This window comes from Amycolatopsis thermoflava N1165, assembly GCF_000473265.1.
GTDB classification, from domain to species: Bacteria; Actinomycetota; Actinomycetes; order Mycobacteriales; family Pseudonocardiaceae; genus Amycolatopsis_E; species Amycolatopsis_E thermoflava.
This window is the reverse complement of the sequence record NZ_KI421511.1, coordinates 2,653,068-2,668,065: the sequence shown is the minus strand read 5'-3', so window position 1 is coordinate 2,668,065 and position 14,998 is coordinate 2,653,068. Positions and strand designations below refer to the sequence as shown.

The 14,998-nt window shown below is 66.6% G+C and carries 33 protein-coding genes; all 33 read left to right on the top strand.

The window, feature by feature from the left end:
* The first annotated feature begins 8 nt into the window (after positions 1 to 8).
* The 33 genes from AMYTH_RS0113385 (at position 9) to AMYTH_RS48830 (ending at position 14,899) form a co-directional block, all read left to right on the top strand.
* On the top strand, positions 9 to 896 hold the full coding sequence (locus AMYTH_RS0113385; RefSeq protein ID WP_027930748.1) for an ATP-binding protein: 888 nt from the start codon (positions 9 to 11) through the stop codon (positions 894 to 896).
* Positions 893 to 1,339 (top strand): hypothetical protein, encoded by a 447-nt coding sequence (locus tag AMYTH_RS0113380; RefSeq protein ID WP_027930747.1) that lies wholly within the window; start codon positions 893 to 895, stop codon positions 1,337 to 1,339. Before AMYTH_RS0113385 ends, AMYTH_RS0113380 begins: the two co-directional genes overlap by 4 nt.
* A complete protein-coding gene (locus AMYTH_RS44755) occupies positions 1,336 to 1,782 on the top strand; it encodes a hypothetical protein (RefSeq protein ID WP_037322525.1) in 447 nt (148 codons plus the stop codon). The genes AMYTH_RS0113380 and AMYTH_RS44755 overlap by 4 nt, the downstream gene beginning before the upstream one ends.
* A complete protein-coding gene (locus tag AMYTH_RS0113370) occupies positions 1,779 to 2,144 on the top strand; it encodes a DUF751 domain-containing protein (protein ID WP_027930746.1) in 366 nt (121 codons plus the stop codon). Before AMYTH_RS44755 ends, AMYTH_RS0113370 begins: the two co-directional genes overlap by 4 nt.
* On the top strand, positions 2,141 to 2,620 hold the full coding sequence (locus AMYTH_RS47035; RefSeq protein WP_051362657.1) for a hypothetical protein: 480 nt from the start codon (positions 2,141 to 2,143) through the stop codon (positions 2,618 to 2,620). The genes AMYTH_RS0113370 and AMYTH_RS47035 overlap by 4 nt, the downstream gene beginning before the upstream one ends.
* A gap of 880 nt (positions 2,621 to 3,500) precedes the next feature.
* Positions 3,501 to 4,076 (top strand): hypothetical protein, encoded by a 576-nt coding sequence (locus tag AMYTH_RS0113360; protein ID WP_027930745.1) that lies wholly within the window; start codon positions 3,501 to 3,503, stop codon positions 4,074 to 4,076.
* A 14-nt stretch (positions 4,077 to 4,090) separates the two neighbouring features.
* Positions 4,091 to 4,579 carry a hypothetical protein gene (locus tag AMYTH_RS0113355; protein ID WP_027930744.1) on the top strand — a complete coding sequence of 163 codons (489 nt, stop codon included), beginning with the start codon at positions 4,091 to 4,093 and terminating at the stop codon, positions 4,577 to 4,579.
* The gene (locus tag AMYTH_RS0113350) at positions 4,576 to 4,911 is read left to right on the top strand and encodes a hypothetical protein (RefSeq protein ID WP_027930743.1); all 336 of its coding nucleotides are present in this window, start codon (positions 4,576 to 4,578) and stop codon (positions 4,909 to 4,911) included. The genes AMYTH_RS0113355 and AMYTH_RS0113350 overlap by 4 nt, the downstream gene beginning before the upstream one ends.
* Positions 4,904 to 5,647, top strand: coding sequence for a phage antirepressor KilAC domain-containing protein (locus AMYTH_RS47030; RefSeq protein WP_051362656.1), 744 nt, complete (start codon positions 4,904 to 4,906; stop codon positions 5,645 to 5,647). Before AMYTH_RS0113350 ends, AMYTH_RS47030 begins: the two co-directional genes overlap by 8 nt.
* Positions 5,644 to 5,844 carry a hypothetical protein gene (locus tag AMYTH_RS0113340; RefSeq protein WP_027930742.1) on the top strand — a complete coding sequence of 67 codons (201 nt, stop codon included), beginning with the start codon at positions 5,644 to 5,646 and terminating at the stop codon, positions 5,842 to 5,844. The genes AMYTH_RS47030 and AMYTH_RS0113340 overlap by 4 nt, the downstream gene beginning before the upstream one ends.
* On the top strand, positions 5,841 to 5,993 hold the full coding sequence (locus AMYTH_RS48845; protein ID WP_157360602.1) for a hypothetical protein: 153 nt from the start codon (positions 5,841 to 5,843) through the stop codon (positions 5,991 to 5,993). The genes AMYTH_RS0113340 and AMYTH_RS48845 overlap by 4 nt, the downstream gene beginning before the upstream one ends.
* Positions 5,990 to 6,400, top strand: a complete 411-nt coding sequence (locus AMYTH_RS51200) for a response regulator transcription factor (RefSeq protein WP_084022578.1) — start codon at positions 5,990 to 5,992, stop codon at positions 6,398 to 6,400. The genes AMYTH_RS48845 and AMYTH_RS51200 overlap by 4 nt, the downstream gene beginning before the upstream one ends.
* Positions 6,401 to 6,420: 20 nt before the next feature.
* Positions 6,421 to 6,732, top strand: a complete 312-nt coding sequence (locus tag AMYTH_RS0113325; RefSeq protein WP_027930741.1) for a hypothetical protein — start codon at positions 6,421 to 6,423, stop codon at positions 6,730 to 6,732.
* A gap of 17 nt (positions 6,733 to 6,749) precedes the next feature.
* Positions 6,750 to 7,562 carry a hypothetical protein gene (locus AMYTH_RS0113320; protein WP_027930740.1) on the top strand — a complete coding sequence of 271 codons (813 nt, stop codon included), beginning with the start codon at positions 6,750 to 6,752 and terminating at the stop codon, positions 7,560 to 7,562.
* Entirely contained in the window at positions 7,559 to 7,738 is a 180-nt protein-coding gene (locus tag AMYTH_RS0113315; protein ID WP_027930739.1) for a hypothetical protein, read from the top strand. Before AMYTH_RS0113320 ends, AMYTH_RS0113315 begins: the two co-directional genes overlap by 4 nt.
* 479 nt (positions 7,739 to 8,217) lie before the next feature.
* A complete protein-coding gene (locus tag AMYTH_RS0113310; RefSeq protein WP_027930738.1) occupies positions 8,218 to 8,460 on the top strand; it encodes a hypothetical protein in 243 nt (80 codons plus the stop codon).
* On the top strand, positions 8,457 to 8,867 hold the full coding sequence (locus tag AMYTH_RS0113305; RefSeq protein ID WP_027930737.1) for a hypothetical protein: 411 nt from the start codon (positions 8,457 to 8,459) through the stop codon (positions 8,865 to 8,867). The genes AMYTH_RS0113310 and AMYTH_RS0113305 overlap by 4 nt, the downstream gene beginning before the upstream one ends.
* Positions 8,864 to 9,181 carry a hypothetical protein gene (locus tag AMYTH_RS0113300; protein WP_027930736.1) on the top strand — a complete coding sequence of 106 codons (318 nt, stop codon included), beginning with the start codon at positions 8,864 to 8,866 and terminating at the stop codon, positions 9,179 to 9,181. The genes AMYTH_RS0113305 and AMYTH_RS0113300 overlap by 4 nt, the downstream gene beginning before the upstream one ends.
* Positions 9,178 to 9,438, top strand: coding sequence for a hypothetical protein (locus AMYTH_RS0113295; RefSeq protein ID WP_027930735.1), 261 nt, complete (start codon positions 9,178 to 9,180; stop codon positions 9,436 to 9,438). Before AMYTH_RS0113300 ends, AMYTH_RS0113295 begins: the two co-directional genes overlap by 4 nt.
* Positions 9,435 to 9,626, top strand: a complete 192-nt coding sequence (locus AMYTH_RS0113290) for a hypothetical protein (protein ID WP_027930734.1) — start codon at positions 9,435 to 9,437, stop codon at positions 9,624 to 9,626. The genes AMYTH_RS0113295 and AMYTH_RS0113290 overlap by 4 nt, the downstream gene beginning before the upstream one ends.
* A 57-nt stretch (positions 9,627 to 9,683) precedes the next feature.
* The gene (locus tag AMYTH_RS0113285) at positions 9,684 to 9,887 is read left to right on the top strand and encodes a hypothetical protein (RefSeq protein ID WP_051362655.1); all 204 of its coding nucleotides are present in this window, start codon (positions 9,684 to 9,686) and stop codon (positions 9,885 to 9,887) included.
* A 29-nt stretch (positions 9,888 to 9,916) separates the two neighbouring features.
* Positions 9,917 to 10,261, top strand: coding sequence for a hypothetical protein (locus tag AMYTH_RS0113280; RefSeq protein ID WP_027930732.1), 345 nt, complete (start codon positions 9,917 to 9,919; stop codon positions 10,259 to 10,261).
* Between the two features lie 159 nt (positions 10,262 to 10,420).
* Positions 10,421 to 10,582 carry a hypothetical protein gene (locus tag AMYTH_RS48840; RefSeq protein WP_157360601.1) on the top strand — a complete coding sequence of 54 codons (162 nt, stop codon included), beginning with the start codon at positions 10,421 to 10,423 and terminating at the stop codon, positions 10,580 to 10,582.
* On the top strand, positions 10,579 to 10,737 hold the full coding sequence (locus AMYTH_RS48835; protein ID WP_157360600.1) for a hypothetical protein: 159 nt from the start codon (positions 10,579 to 10,581) through the stop codon (positions 10,735 to 10,737). The genes AMYTH_RS48840 and AMYTH_RS48835 overlap by 4 nt, the downstream gene beginning before the upstream one ends.
* Positions 10,730 to 11,074 carry a hypothetical protein gene (locus AMYTH_RS0113265; protein ID WP_157360599.1) on the top strand — a complete coding sequence of 115 codons (345 nt, stop codon included), beginning with the start codon at positions 10,730 to 10,732 and terminating at the stop codon, positions 11,072 to 11,074. Before AMYTH_RS48835 ends, AMYTH_RS0113265 begins: the two co-directional genes overlap by 8 nt.
* The gene (locus AMYTH_RS0113260) at positions 11,067 to 11,342 is read left to right on the top strand and encodes a hypothetical protein (protein ID WP_027930730.1); all 276 of its coding nucleotides are present in this window, start codon (positions 11,067 to 11,069) and stop codon (positions 11,340 to 11,342) included. The genes AMYTH_RS0113265 and AMYTH_RS0113260 overlap by 8 nt, the downstream gene beginning before the upstream one ends.
* Complete coding sequence (locus AMYTH_RS0113255; protein ID WP_027930729.1) at positions 11,335 to 11,622, top strand: hypothetical protein; 288 nt, start codon at positions 11,335 to 11,337, stop codon at positions 11,620 to 11,622. The genes AMYTH_RS0113260 and AMYTH_RS0113255 overlap by 8 nt, the downstream gene beginning before the upstream one ends.
* A complete protein-coding gene (locus AMYTH_RS0113250; protein ID WP_027930728.1) occupies positions 11,615 to 11,815 on the top strand; it encodes a hypothetical protein in 201 nt (66 codons plus the stop codon). Before AMYTH_RS0113255 ends, AMYTH_RS0113250 begins: the two co-directional genes overlap by 8 nt.
* Positions 11,816 to 11,817: 2 nt before the next feature.
* Entirely contained in the window at positions 11,818 to 12,291 is a 474-nt protein-coding gene (locus AMYTH_RS0113245) for a hypothetical protein (protein ID WP_157360598.1), read from the top strand.
* On the top strand, positions 12,288 to 12,887 hold the full coding sequence (locus AMYTH_RS0113240) for a DUF7736 domain-containing protein (protein WP_027930726.1): 600 nt from the start codon (positions 12,288 to 12,290) through the stop codon (positions 12,885 to 12,887). Before AMYTH_RS0113245 ends, AMYTH_RS0113240 begins: the two co-directional genes overlap by 4 nt.
* Complete coding sequence (locus AMYTH_RS0113235) at positions 12,884 to 14,146, top strand: hypothetical protein (RefSeq protein WP_027930725.1); 1,263 nt, start codon at positions 12,884 to 12,886, stop codon at positions 14,144 to 14,146. The genes AMYTH_RS0113240 and AMYTH_RS0113235 overlap by 4 nt, the downstream gene beginning before the upstream one ends.
* Positions 14,139 to 14,510 (top strand): DUF4326 domain-containing protein, encoded by a 372-nt coding sequence (locus AMYTH_RS0113230; protein WP_027930724.1) that lies wholly within the window; start codon positions 14,139 to 14,141, stop codon positions 14,508 to 14,510. The genes AMYTH_RS0113235 and AMYTH_RS0113230 overlap by 8 nt, the downstream gene beginning before the upstream one ends.
* Entirely contained in the window at positions 14,507 to 14,899 is a 393-nt protein-coding gene (locus tag AMYTH_RS48830; protein WP_157360597.1) for a hypothetical protein, read from the top strand. The genes AMYTH_RS0113230 and AMYTH_RS48830 overlap by 4 nt, the downstream gene beginning before the upstream one ends.
* Positions 14,900 to 14,998 lie beyond the last annotated feature (99 nt).

Sequence of the window (14,998 nt, the reverse complement as noted above, 5' to 3'; positions counted from 1 at the left end):
GCCCCCCGATGACCATCGAATTCGTTCCCGCAACCCGGGCGTCGTCGAAAGCGCGGATCGCGCTGGCTGGCCCGTCTGGGTCCGGGAAGACGTTCACCTCCCTCGCGTTGGGAACCGCGTTGTCGGACAACGTCGCAGTCATCGACACGGAACGCGGGCGCGCGTCGCTGTACGTCGGGGTGAACGGTTGGCAGTTCTCGCGGCTCAACCCACAGTCGTTCTCACCCAAGTCCCTCACCGATGCGCTCGCCGTTGCGGCCAGCCAGGGATTCGGGTGCATCGTCGTCGACTCCCTCTCGCATTACTGGATGGGTGTCGACGGCATGTTGGAACAGGCCGATCGACGCGCGAAGGGCGGCAACAGCTTCTCTGGCTGGAAGGAAGTCCGTCCGGACGAACGTCGCATGCTCGATGCTCTCGCCTCCTACCCGGGGCACGTCATTGTCACTCTGCGGGTGAAAACCGAGTACGTGGTGGAGACCGACGAACGCGGCAAGAAGGTCCCGCGCAAGGTCGGGATGCGACCGGAGCAGCGGGAAGGCATCGAGTACGAGTTCGACGTCGTCGGGGACCTTGACCTCGACAACGTGCTCACCGTGTCGAAGTCCCGCATCCCAGCTTTGTCTCGCGCCGTGATCCCCCAGCCGGGCCCCGAGCTCGCAGACACCATTCGCGAGTGGCTGGAACAGGGCGAGGACGCCCCAGACGCCATGACCTATCGGGAACGGGCCCTGCAACTGTCCACCTACGAGGAATTGCTCGCGCTGTGGACGGAGGTGGAAAAGGCAGGTCTGCTCGGCGCGCCGATCCTGGACAACGCCGACAAACCCACCGTGTTGGGCGACTTCATCAAGTACCTGGGCATCCAGGCCAAGACCAAAGCAGGTGCACAGTGAAGCGCCGCAAGGTCCTGATGGACGAGCTCACCGCCATGACCGCCCGCTACTTGCAGGCGGAGGACAGGATCGACGCGCTGCTCATCGAGCTGGGTCGAGCGTTGGAAGCGGAGCGTCGCACGAAGGGCGTGTTCCGGCTGATGCTCGAACCCGCCCGGGAGGGCAGCTGCGAGAAGGTGCGGCTGTGGAACCGGAGCGAGGCGGAGCGGTTCGCGCGTCTGGTGGAGCGTGAAGCGAAGACCGGTGAGGGCGCGTTAGAGCCGTACCGGTGCCCGATCTGTCCACGCCAGCCGATCGACTTCGCCCACTTCTGGCACATCCGCCACGCGGATCCGACGAAGCGTGGTAAGGGCGCGAAGCAGTACGCGAAGCGGCGCGGGTTGAAGCAGGGGTTCTCGCCGGCGGATCTGGCGCGGCTGGTCTCCAGGTTGGAGGCGAGGTGAACGAGCAGCCGACGATCCTGTTGACGATCTCCCGTACCTGGTCGCAGTGGTCGACGGTGCGGGACGTGTTCGCCAAGGTCCTCGAAACCTACCCAGACGCGGTGTTGATGCACGGCAACGCGATCAAAGGTGACCAGCAAGCCGCCGGTATCTGGCGCGCTCTCGGCGGGAGAGACATGCCGGTCGACGCGGACTGGGACCACTGCGACCCCGAACACGACGTGGCGTGCCGCAAGGCGCACCGGAAGCGGCGCAGCGACGGCACCAAGTACTGCCCCACCGCCGGGCTGCGGCGCAACAGCGACATGGTCGAAGCCGGTGTGGGCCTGTGCCTGTCGTTCATCCGCAGCCGTTCCCGCGGCGCGTCGGACTGCACCCGCAAAGCCGAAGAAGCCGGAATCCCCACCGTCCGATACACCCAAACCACAGAGGACCCGTCATGAACCTGGAGCGTTACCGCACCTACCGGCTCGCCGCGATCCTCGGCGCGTTCTCCGTCACTGTCGACAGCTGGCACCGCCTGTTCACTGAGGAAGCCAGCGCGCTCGCGTGGGTCGCCTCGATCGGACTCACGGTCGTCAGCCTGTACCTCGTGCACTGCGCCATCGCCGACCGTGTCGACCGCCGCCGCGACAAGCAGCGGTGCGAGAGCCGGTTCTTGACGGACGACATCGACTTCCACGGCACCGGTGAGGGTCGGCGGATCGACGTCCGCTGCGACCTCCCGACCGACCACGAGGGTGACCACCAGAGCGGCAAGTACAGCTGGGCCATGTACGGGTTCTCGGAGAGGTTCGAGGAGTGAAGCGCGGGAAGCCGCTGGCGCGGAAGACCCCGTTGCGCACGAACGCGCCGCTGAAGTCGAAGCGGATCGCGATTGGCAAGACCAGCGTCGCCCACAAGCCGATGAAGCCGTACCGTCCGCCGGCGAAGTCCGAAGCCGAGATTGACGCCCGCGCGAAGGTCGCCGCCCGCAGCGGAGGCATGTGCGAAGCGGCCATTCCCGGCGCGTGCCAGGGGCAGGGCCGCGAGTTCCAGCACCGCCAGGCCAAGGGCCAGCAGGGCGCATGGAGCGCGAGCAACGGGCTGTGGGTGTGCGGCCACGGCAATACCGACGGCTGCCACGGCTACATCCACCGGCACCCCATCGAGGCGCACCTCAACGGCTGGTCCGTGCAGTCCTGGGGCGATCCACTTATCCGACCCGTCCTGCGCCGCGGCGTCCGGGTGCTCCTCGACGACGAAGGCGGCTTCCAGCCAGCTAGGGCCGGGACTGGCTAGGCGAGACATGGATGGGGCGCCCGGATGGTCGCACTGGTGGTTCGACTCCACCAGCGGGCACGCGCGGCTTGGTGGGCAAGGCATGGCCTGGCTGTGCGAGGCCCGGCGCGGCAGGGACGGGATGGGAGAACGGCATGCACTCAGGTTCGAGCCCTGAGCTCCCACGCGTGGCACGGCGCGGCACGCCTGGGCTTGGCCCGGCGAGGCGCGGTCCGGCTAGGCGCGGCACGGCGAGGAAAGGTGGCTCCGATGGTCGTACAGCGGGTTCGACTCCCGTTGGGAGCACGCGTGGCCATGCAAGGCCAGGCATGGCTGGGATTGGCATGGTCCGGCATGGCGAGGAAGGCGGGCGGATGGCATACACCGGTGGGTTCGAGGCCTCGACGCCCACACGAGCCACCGCTTGGCGTGGCTGGGCCCGGCAACGCAGGCCGCGGCATGGCAAGGGAATGGCGGGAGAGCGGCACACACCACGGTTCGAGTCCGTGGCTCCCACGCAGGGCCAGGCAAGACGGGGCAAGGCACGGCCAGGCCACGCACGGTGAGGCAAGGCCCGGCAGGGAAGGAGCGGGAACGGCATACATCGGGGTTCAAGTCCCCGACCCGCACGCGAGCCCAGGCAAGGCAGGGCGGGGCCACGCGAGGCGAGGCATGGCAAGGAAGGCGGGCGGAGTGGACCACTCCGGGGTTCGAGTCCCCGGCCTCCACGCAGGACATGGCGGGGCCAGGCTGGCCGCGGCGAGGCTCTGCGCGGCAAGGAAAGGGGAGAACGGCATACATCGAGGTTCGAGTCCTCGACTCCCACAAAGGTCAGCGCGCCACGTCACCCGCAATGGCGGGACAGGGACTCCAGCGCAGCACCTGAGAGAGGAGACACCCCATGAGGATCGAGATGGTCGGCACCGCACCACTGCTGATGCACAACGTGCGGCTGGCCGACGACCAGGACCCCTACGTGCGTGAGATCAAGAAGCTCACCGCGAAGAAGACAAAGAAGACTGAGGAGGACAAGCTCGAGATCGACCGTTTGTCGTTCGCCGGCGGCCTGTACTACGACGAGGAACTCGGCCCGTACCTCCCAGCGGAGAACATTTTCCGCTGCCTCATGGAGGCCGGAAGCCTCACCCGCTCCGGGAAAAAGATCGAACGCGGAGTCATTTTCGAAAGCACCCGCGCCCGCCTGGAGTACGACGGCCCCCGGGACATCGAAAAGCTGTGGGGCGACAACGGTGACTCCCCGTTCGTCGACCGCCGCATGGTCGCCGTGCAGCGGCAGCGCATCCCGCGCGTCCGCCCTATCTTCCCCGACTGGTCCGCCTCGATCGGCGTCGACATCGACCCGCAAGTCATCGACCCCGAGGAGTTCCAGGACATCGTGGAGAAGGCCGGGAAGCTCATCGGCATCGGCGACTACCGCCGCTTCTACGGCAAGTTCATCGGTGCTGTCACCGATTGACCAGCGGAGAACCAGTGACCAAGCCATTCCAGCCCGCGAACGGGGACCGCGCCCGATGGCGCTACGCCTACGACCTCGTCGTGGAGCGTAACCCCGGTGACGACATCACCGTGGACGAGCTGAAAGAGCTCCTCGACATCGACACAGACACGGCGTGGGCCGTCATGCGCGAAGCCAAGAAACACCTCGAAGAGGACAGGCAACAGACTGTTCGCACGGTCTCGCGTTTCGGCTGGATCGTCATCGACGCCCGAGGAAACCTCGACGAGATTGAACGGCGTCGACGGAAGGCGTACCGCGCCACCGACCGAGCCGCCAGGCTCATCGTCGCCACGCCCCGGGACCAGCTCTCCCAGATCGAACGTTCTCGTCTCGACTTCGAAACGAAGAACATCCTCGCCGCCCGAGGTCTCTACTCGCGCAAGACGAGGTCGCTCTCCGAGCTCGAGAAAGAGTCCAAGCGCCAGCAGAACCCCCAGCTTCCGTTCAAGAAGTCGTCATGACCCGCCACCTCGTCATCTGCCAGGACTGCGACTCGCCCGAGTACGAGTTCCCCACAGAGAACGACCGGATCTCGTGGGAGCACCTGCACTACGACCAGACCGGGCACGAACGGTTCTTCGAACGAGACATCCCCACCGACATGCCCCCGCCGGTGCGGGTGAACGGCCGGATGCGGCTGTTCGTGTCCCGCTACGACGGCCGCTGCCTCCGCTGCGGCGAACCCTACAAGGCCGGGCAGGAGATCGAACGTCTCGTGCCGACAGGGTTCGCCGGCCCCTGCTGCGCCACCCCCGCCCCGACTGCTGACCTGACCGGAGGTGTCCGTGACTGAGCTGTCCCTGTTCGAAGGTGCCGGTGAGGGACTGGACCCCGAGCACTTCGGCATCGCCGACGACGGTCGCGCCTACGTCCAAGCACCCGCGTTCGCTCGAGCGATGGGTTACTCCCGCACCAGCGATGCGCTCAAGATGCTCGACGACGACGAGAAGGGTACGGCGATCTGCCGCACCCCCGGTGGCAACCAGCAGTTGTCCGTCATCTACGAGGACGGCATCTGGGAGCTGATCTTCCGATCCACACTTCCCTCAGCGAGGTCGCTCAAGACGCGAGTGAAGGCGATCCTGCGGGAGCTCCGGGAGACCGGGGTGGTGGATACCCGGCCGGCGGACAAGCAGCTGCCGCAGGACTACGAGACCGCCCTGGTGCACCTCCTCGAGCAGGTGCGGGCACGGAAGGCTCTCGAGGACAAGGTTCAGGCAGACGCCCCGAAGGTCGAGGCGTGGCAGGCGTTCATCGACCGTGACGGGTGGCTGCAAGTATCCGACGTTGCTCGAGCGATCGGGTGGGGCCGGAACAAGATGTTCGAGCGGCTGCGGGAGTTGGGTGTTCTCCTGCAGCGCCCGAAGAACGCTCCGTGCGCGGAGTGGGTGAAGAAGGGCTGGGCGTGTGCCCGCCCGAACGGGCACGTCAACCAGCGTGGCGAGGAAGAAACCACCACGCTGATCTCCCCCGAGGGAGCGGCCCGCATTGAACGACTTCTCAACCGAGACCTGGACGGTGTCGCATGACTGTTCACGAGCTTCGCCAGTCACCCGAGGGTGTCGTGGTGATCCACGACGTGCGGTTCTACGGCGGTAACGCCCTGCCGTGGCACGTGTTGTGGGTGCCGCCGCACTGCCGGTCCCACTGGCCCTCGCAGGCCTTGTCACAGCAGTCCGTGGCCACGTGGAGTGTGTTGACCGCGGGGACGCGGGTGACCGCGTGAACGGCCTCATCGCCCGCGTCCTTGACCAGGTCGCCGACCGAGTCGCCGGCACCGCCCTCACCGTGGCCACGGTTCTGCGCTGCTACGCCGATGCTTTCGCGTCCGCCCAACACCGGGTGGACGCCGTGACGAAGGAGACCCCGAAATGACCGAGATGCGTGCAGTGCTGGTGCACCCCGATGTGTGGCCCGACCTGGTGGAGTGGCTGCGGTTGAAGCCCATCGAACTGCTCCACCACCCCAGCGCCCCCTCACAGACCCAGCGGTACACGATGCTGCCGTTCCAGATGGTGCCGCTGACGGTGAAGCGGATGCGCACCCCCAAACCCAAAACACCCCTGGCCGCATCGCAAGTGTTGACCGACCGGGAGATGCAGGTCCTGTTGGGCATGTCCCGCGGCATGACGAACGGTGAGATCGGCCGGCAGATCTACATCTCCGAAGACACCGTGAAAACCCACGCCCGCCGCATGTTCCGGAAGTTGGGGGTGACGGACCGGGCCCACGCTGTGGCGAAGGGCTACGAGACCGGGCTGTTGAGCGCGGTCGAAGCGTAGGAGGACCGTTGATTCCGAGCATGTCGCTCCTGCATCAGGCCAACCGGCTCGTCGACCTGGCGATAGACGGCACGCTCGAGCAGGAGGAGATGGCGCTCCGGTATCAGGCTGGGGCGAACCCTGCCCGGCTGGTGGGGTTGGTGCTGGTGTTGGCGGACATGGTCGCCGCTGCTCGCCCCCCAGAACTCCCGTACGACGACCCGTCGTACCAGCTGTACCTCAAACGCGCCCACGCCGCGTACGCGCGTGGCGAGCGGATGGAGTGGGTGGTGACAGGGGAGCGGGAGTACCAGCGCAACCGCAAACGCAACAACCGGGCACGGGTGAGCTGATGGCAAGGATCCGATCGGTGCGCCCCGAGTTCTGGGACCACGAAGGCATCGGCGCGCTCCCGCGGGACGCTCGGCTGCTGTTCCTCGCCTCGTGGAACGTCACCGACGACGAGGGCCTGGTGCGGTGGACAGCGACGTTCCTGAACTCGCAAGCCTTCCGTTACGACGACCTACCCAACGACTACGTCGAGGAACTGATGGTCGCCATCGTCGCGGGCGGCCACGTGGTCCCGTACGAGGCCGGCGCGACACGACAGCGGTTGGGGTGGATTCCGGGGTTTAGGGACGCGCAGAAGCCGAACCGGCCCCAAACGTCGCGGCTTCCTCCGCCTCCGCTGTCCAACCCGGACGTGAGGGAGGCGTACGGGGAGCGGGACGACTGGTCGTGCGCCCGCTGCGGAGGGGACATCGCGCGCAACGATTTGGCGTTGTCGTTGATCCGTCGCGGTTCGGCGCACCCGAAGAACGTGCAGATCCTCCACACGGGATGCGGCGGTGAAGACGCAGGGAAAGACGACGTGAGCAGTTCACTGAACGATTCACGGAGTCACTCATTGGCGGAGGGGAGGGGAGAGGAGGGGAGAGTAGGGGAGGGGAGCAACCGACCGTCCGCACGTTGTCCACAACATGTGGACAACCCCAAACCCCCGAACTGTGGTGCCTGCAAAGAAGCCCGACTCGCCCTCCAAGCCTGGGAACGCGACACCGCCAACACCCTCCGAGCCTGCAGGCTCTGCAACATCGACGGCTACCGCCTCGTCCCCGGCCGCGGTCACATCATCGAACCCCCGATCCGCTGCAACCACCAACCCCTCTGGGAGGTGTCATGACCGAGGGAGCGACACACCAGTACATCCCCAACTGCGTCTGGACAAAACTCGTCGGCGACCGCGGCTGGGTCTACCAAGCCTCCAGGATGAGCCAGATCGTTGGCCTCACCAACGAGCAGCTCACGTTCCCCTGCGCCTTCGTTTACCGGGCAACTTCCCCGTTCGAGACGGAGTGAGGCCACCATGAGACGCACTCGCCGGGAGATCGCCGACATGGAATGGCGACAACTCCGAGACGACTCCCTCGCCGTGGACTGCCCCGAACCCCCGTACGGGTGCAGTGTCCCTGCGGGGGAGGTGTGCGTGAACGCCGACGGGAAACCGTTGGGTTGCTCGCCGGCGCACGCGATCCGTCTCCGCAGGGCTAGGGACGTTTCGGCAGGGTCGCCCCCGGGCGGCGGAGGTACCAGCGAATGAGCCGGTTGATGACCTTGGCCCTGTCGAGTCCTTGGGTCTTCGCTTGGGTTTGGAGGTCGTTCCAGTCTTCGTCGTCGATGCGGACTGACCTGTGTTGGGTCTTGGGTGCGTCTGGCATGTGTTGCTCCTCGCGTGGTGTACGTACATGGGTGAGAGTACCGGCTGTTGCGGTGTACGTACACCTGAGCTATGATGGTGTACGTACACCGACTTGGTCCTGACTGTCTGGGGAGACGCGATGAACGACACCACCAACCCGCCCACCGGGCAGGGCATGAACCACGACGACTGCCGCTACCTCGAACAAGCACTCCGGCAGATGCGGGACGACTACCTGGCCGACGCTGCTTTCTACCCGTCGTTGCGGCGTGAGGCCGAGGCGCGGGCCCGCACGATGCGGTCTGTGTTGTCGGAGCTTCACCGCTGGTCCAACGGGCAGTACGGCGAGCCTTACACCTACCCCGAGACGGAGAAGAAATGAGCGACCCCATCGGAACGATCCGCCGTGAAGACCACTACCACGGCGACGGCTACAGCATCTGGGCGCGAATCCATCATGCTGACTACCGGCGCAATGAGGAGTGGACCTGCGTGTGGTCCACGGCTGAGGGCAACGTCGGCGAGCGCCTGCGGGCGGCCGTGATCGAGGTCGCCGAGGTTCCGGTTGTGGGCGCGATCCCCGGTACTCCGGCGGCGAGCGCCAAGCCACCTGTGTTCAGTCCGTACCCAGACGAGGAGGCGCGGCTCCGCTGGGAGACGTTGCGGGCCGCTCGTGCGGTATCTGAAGAGCGCGAGGTCGGGTCCATCCCGGTTGTCGTCGGGAACCTGCTCGCGATGTACGAGGCCGACTGTTCCCTGTCTGTTTCTGTGACCGAGGAGAAGAGATGAGCACCGACTACGACCGCGAAGCGATCAAGTCCGCTGCGCGTGAGGCAGCGTACGAGATCGGCCAGGAGTGCCCCACCTGCAAGGGCGACGGGCGTGTCCCCGGAGGTGACAAGGTCATCCACTCGCGGAGTAGGAGCGGGTTCGGCGCGGACTGGAACCTGGACGGTGTCCTGGAGGCGATCGACGACGCCACTGAGATCCTGTGGGAGAAGTCCCTGTTCGGGCACGACTTGCGGCTGTTGGTGGGCGGCGAGGTCTACAGCTTCGAGGTGCCAGCTCCGGTCCGTGCTGCTCTTTCCGAGGAGGACCGATGAGCGCCAAGAGGAAGCTGTGGGCCACGCGTTACAGCGGGTTCAGCAACCCGATGAAGCGTCACGAGTCGAAGGCCGCCGTGTACCGCTACGTGCAGAACGAGGTGGCGAACTGGCTGTGCGGCGCTCTGCGGTCGAAGCGTCTCGCGGTGTACGTGGACAACCGGGAGGGTCTGGGTTGGCAGCTCTACGAGTGGGTCGACCTGGACGAGTTGGCCGTGTCTGAGTCCCGCGCTGCTTTGTCTGAGGAGACCCGATGAGCGACAAGACACCACCCCGGCCGAAGCCGGGCGACCGCGTGCGCCTCCGGCTGGTGCCCCAGCTCCACGGCACGGTCACTGCGGACGTCGATGCCCAGCGTGTCGCGGTGCGTTGGGACAACGACGGTTTCGTGTCGGCTGCTGGTGTGGGCAACGTCGAGGTGATCACTGAGGACCGGGGTGTGTGACGTGACCAGGCTGACCGACCTCCGCCGCGCGGGTGTCCGACACACGGAGGACCACCAGTGACCGAGACGCCGCTGTTCGTCTTCGCGCCGGCGTCTCCAGCCGACCGAGCGGAACTGGTCGAGCAGGCCGCGCACGCGATCGCCGAAGGCATGTGGCCGGACGTGGTGACCAGCTTCGACCGGCTCACCGACAGCGCGAAAATTCGCTACCGCGCCGCCGCCGAAGCTGCCGCGGACGTGTTCCTCGGCCCCACCGCCTGACCCTTTCGACCCCACCAGGGAGACCCCAAATGACCAAGGAAACCACCATGACCGAGCAGCACACGATCCTGCGTCGCTGGAAGAACCCGCGCTCAACGGGCGTCGTGCATCGCGCTGAGTGCTCGTGCGGCGAGTACTTCGGGGGCCCGGACGCGGCGGGCCGTGACCGCCAGGTCAACCAGCACCTGGCTCTGTACGTCCCGGAAGTGGGGCAGGTGTTCATGTGGAACGGGAACACCCGCTGCACCGTGACCAAGGTCGGCCGCAAGTACGCCTACCTCCGCTGCCAGGCCATCGACCGGCTCAGCGGCACGTGGGAGAAGAAGCAGCCCATGCCGCTCGCCCCGAGCTTCGTGCTCGTCGAGGAGGCGTGATGACCACCCACAACGAACACCGCGACCAGCTCGCCGCCCTCATCGACGACATCGGGGGCGAGGACCGCGGCCCGACCTGGATGGCGCTCAACGCAGCCGACCGGATCCTCGCTGCGGGCTGGCGGAAGCAGGGGGCCGCACACCCGGACGCAGCCGCTCATGAGGCGAGCCCGGGAGGTGCAGATCGAGAACGCCCGCGTCGCCGTCGCCGCCATGCTCCGCAAGCTGGCCGACCACGACTGCACGTGGACCGACACCGACCTCGAACGCCTCGCCGACGAGATCGACGCCAACACCACACACCAGGAGAACCCCCGATGATGGACTCCACAGGCCACGACGACAACGACCTTGCCGAGCGGCTCCTCGACGACGCCATGACAGCCATCGCCGAAGAGGACGACGTGATCTGGCCGGAAGCGGACGACCTGCACATCCTCGCGGGCGACATCGAGGAGGGGGCCAGTGGTGTCTGAGACCCCGCCGGCGACCCTGCTACGACAGGCCGCAGCCCGGATCCGCGAACTCGCCGCGGGAGCCCAGAACGGCCCGTGGACCTACAACGACCAGCTCGACCACATCCACACCGCGAACGACGCATTCGTCACCCACGTCGGCGCCTGCCACTGGGCCGACGCCCGCTGGATCGCTGCGATGGGGCCACAACTCGCCGAGAACTTCGCAGCTCTGATCGAGGTCACCGCCGAGCGCGTCGAGGACGGCTACACCACCAACGACTACCCCCACGCACTGGCGATCACCCGTCTCGTGCTCGCTCAGTCCGCCTCCACCGACAAGGACCACGATGGCTGACAACGTCGACATCTACCCCGTAGGACTGCTACACGACTGGAAGCACCGGAAGATCCGGCCTCTCCGTCGAGCACTGCGCTACCCGATCAGGCAGGCTCGCGCCGGGAACTGGCGCGCGGTCAGCAACTACTTCAATGGCTACCTCGCCGAGCACCAGACCGAGCATTGCAACGCGGGACACGGCTGGACCAAGCGCCGCGCCCACCGCGACCTCAACCGCCATTTGGCACGCAAGTCCGCCCCCACCGAGGAGAAACCTCGTGCGTGATCCCGCCTCGCTGAACGTCGAACTCACCATCGTCGGCATGGACCGGCACGAAGCCGCCGCCATCCTCAACGCGCTCCCCGCCGACCGCGACACCCACATCGCCGCCACACAACCCGCGCTCGGCGGACCTCGCTACAAGGCCACCATCCACGGGCTGTCCATCGCCCAGGCCCACGACGTGGCAGGTGCTCTCAAATCGCACACCGAGGCCGTGTGGAACAGCCGCTACGAGCCCGCGAAGTACCTGACCGCCCCCACCGAGGAGACCCCCAATGGCTGACGACAGCCCGCTGACTGGCGAAGTCCAGTTCCTCAACAGCCACGACCAGTGGACCGACGGCCAGATCGTCGACACCTGGACCGAAGAGTACGAGGAAGGCGTTCACGAACGCTGGTACGCGGTGATCGATCTGACCAACCCGGACGGTATCGAGCACGAGAAGCACGCCGACAGCGTGCGGAAGGGAGCCTGACCGTGCCCACCCCACAACCGCCCACACCACCCCAGCAGCCCATCACCCGCGTCGACCTGTTCCGCCGCATGCCCCAAGGCGGCACCACCTACCTCAAGGCGAAGCAGGATCCGCGCTGTCCAGCGTGCAACGTGGAGCACCTTCCCTACGAACCAGGTGACCTGTGCTGGCTCGGTCGGTACCAGCGTGAGGGCTCCGCCATCGTCGACACGGCCACACCGGAACAGGTCGACCTGATGCGGACGAGGGCTGAGCTGCGTGCCGAACGCGACGAACTGCGGGCGCAGGTGGAACGCCACAACACTGAACTCCGCCAGCAGATCGCCCGCGGTGTCGCAGCCGAGTTGGAACGGATCCGCCGCGAGATCCACGACGAAGGAGCCCTCGCCACCTACACCGCGATGGACGTCGAACTGCGGCTCGACGCGGCAGCAGCAGAGATCCGCGCAAGACTGTCTGGGGAGGACCGGTCGTGACCAGCAACCGGTTCCACCTCGGCGACCTCCTCACCATCGCAACCGGACAGCTGCTCTCCCCGCGAGGGCTCCCTGGCGTCCAGCAGTTCGTGGACCACGTCACCGGGCAATCCCACCTCACCCACCAGATCCCCCGCGCGATCGAGGAGACCCGGCCCTTCCTGCTGCAGCAACACCCCTGGCTCGCCGGCATCACCGTCCCCGCAGGACTCGACACTGAAGCCAACGTCACCGCGTGGCTGAAGGTCGCCGGCGAACGCTACGGCGAATGGCACGAGGTCGAACCGATGCCAGCCGTGACCAGCAAGCCCCCGTTGGGTGACATCGAGGCCACCCGGGCGTGGCTCGCCACCCGACCCGCCCAACCCGCCACCGTCGTCGTCGACACCCTCCCCGACAGCGTGTGGGTCGTGGCTGTGGAGTTCGCCGGTTCCCGCAACCCTGTCGCCGCGACCGGCACCCCCGAACGGGCCGAACTCGTCGCCACGGCCCTCGCCCACTACGAGACCACCCAGCCGGGGGTGTTGTTCGCGCACCTCGCCGCCACCACCGGGGCGGTGCCGACTGCGTGGCCGGACTTGAAGGAGCAGCAGTGACCGACACCAACCCGCCCGAGCTGTACTGGTCGAACACGCTGGGGTTGCTCAAGCGCAAGGACGACCTCTGGTGGGTCGCGACGGGTGGGTGGGAGTCGCTGCGACACCACCTCGGCACCGGCGCGGACAGCAACCCGGAGCCTGCGCACGCGGACCGCCTGGTCCCGCAAACCGAGCTGGACAAGGCCAACCGCCGCTACGAGGTCGCGTTCGAGGGCCGGGAGGACGCCTGGAACCAGCTTGACGCCATCCTCGCCGCCTTCGGTGAGACCACGGAGACGGTCGACATGTCCTCGGTGGCGCGCTTTGTCGAACAGCAGGTGACGCGCGTCGTTGTCGAGATGGCTCGGCTTCGAGACCAGACCCCGACACCACGGTGGGACGAGGATCCGCTGGTGATTGAGCGCGGCTGGTTGGAGGGCCGCTGCGGCAAGTGCGGCGAGGAGCTGGCGGGTGGCGACTCGCAGCGTCGTGCCTTGTGGGAACTGTTGAAGACCGCAGTGCGGGAGTACCGCCTGTGGCGGGAGCGGGCCCGGGTCGTCAACACTGAACGTGCGAAGGCGAACGGTGAGCGTGACGCTGCGCGTGCTGAGTTGGCTGGGTTGAGGGAACACGCCATCCAACTCCCCTCTGCCGCCGAGCTGAAGATCCGGGAACTCCTCCGCAGCCTCCCCGGCGGTTTGGACGGGCATGACACCAACCGCGCTGTGAAGATCATGGAGTTGCTGGAGTCGTGGCGTACCGCCACCCCCGCATTCAAGTGCGACGCCGAAAACTTGAACCTTGCCCCTGAAGGTTCAAGCCACTTACCGCCCGGAGCGTCTGGCCCCGGATGGTCCTGCGCGATCTGTAGCGGCAGGAGCAACCGCGACCAGGTCCCGGACTGGTACGCGTCCTGGCACGACGACCATGCACCGTCCGGTCCGAGGGTGTTGGGGGTGGACCAGCCCAACCCGCCGGCGACCGGAGTCACTGGAACAGAGAAGAAGCCGCCGACGCTCGCGGAGACTCGCACAGGCACGGACTGGTGCCCTTGGTGCAAACGCGAGGTTGGGACGGACCGGTACACCCAGGAGTCCAGCACCCTCGAACGCTGCGGTGTTTGCAGCGCTGTCCTCAAGCCGTTGCCCGGCCGTCCGGTTTCGGAGACCAGCCCTGCCACCAACGTTGGAGCGTCGGACCCAACTTCCAACGAAACTGGCCTCATCGTTGGGGCTTCGGAGACCAGCGAACTCCACAAGGAGGAACACGATGGCTGAGCCAAAGCGGATCCAGCGTCGCCGGACACGTGGCTGGCGCATGCCGGAAGACGCGGTGTACGTCGGACGGCCCACCAAGTGGGGCAACCCGTACGACTGGACCAGCTACCCCGCGAGCCGCACGACCACCAGCATCGACGGCGAGCCCTACATCCACCGCTTCGACGACAACCAGCGTCGCCACTTCGCGGTCTCCGACTTCGAGAACGGCCTCCTCCACGGCAAGTGGCTGACGGACTACCCCAGTCCCGAGGAGATCCGCCGCGAACTCGCGGGCAAGGACCTTGTCTGTTGGTGTCCTCTTGATCAGCCGTGTCACGGGGACGTTCTCCTTGAGATCGCTAACGCTGGGGAGGGGTTGTGACCCACCTCCGAGACCAACTGGTCCGCCACCTGAAGCAGTGCGGGTTCGTGGACCCCGAGGACGACTGTGTCCCGATCTTCCCCACGACACGCAGTGTCGGCCCGCAGGTGTGGACCTCTGCGAACAAGCTCGCCGATGCGATCCTCAACGGAGGTTGGGTTCGGGTTGATCCTGAGGACCCCGACACCGTAGAACGCCTCGCCCGATCCCTCGCGCGGGCAGAAGCAACTAGGGAGACCGGGCAGTACTGGACCGACGCGACGTTCAATCGGTACTGGTCAGGCTTCCTTGGAGCACCGGAACGTGAGCGCTACATCGATCACGCGGCGGCTGCTCTTCGTGCTCTTCGGGGTGTGTCCCAGCACCCCACAGGAAAGGACCCGCAGTGACGGTCTACGACGACCACTCGTACCACGACGATGGGTGCCGTCTGCACGAGCCGGTCTGCTGGTGCGACCCAGCGAACCCGCGCAGTGTCACCTACGACC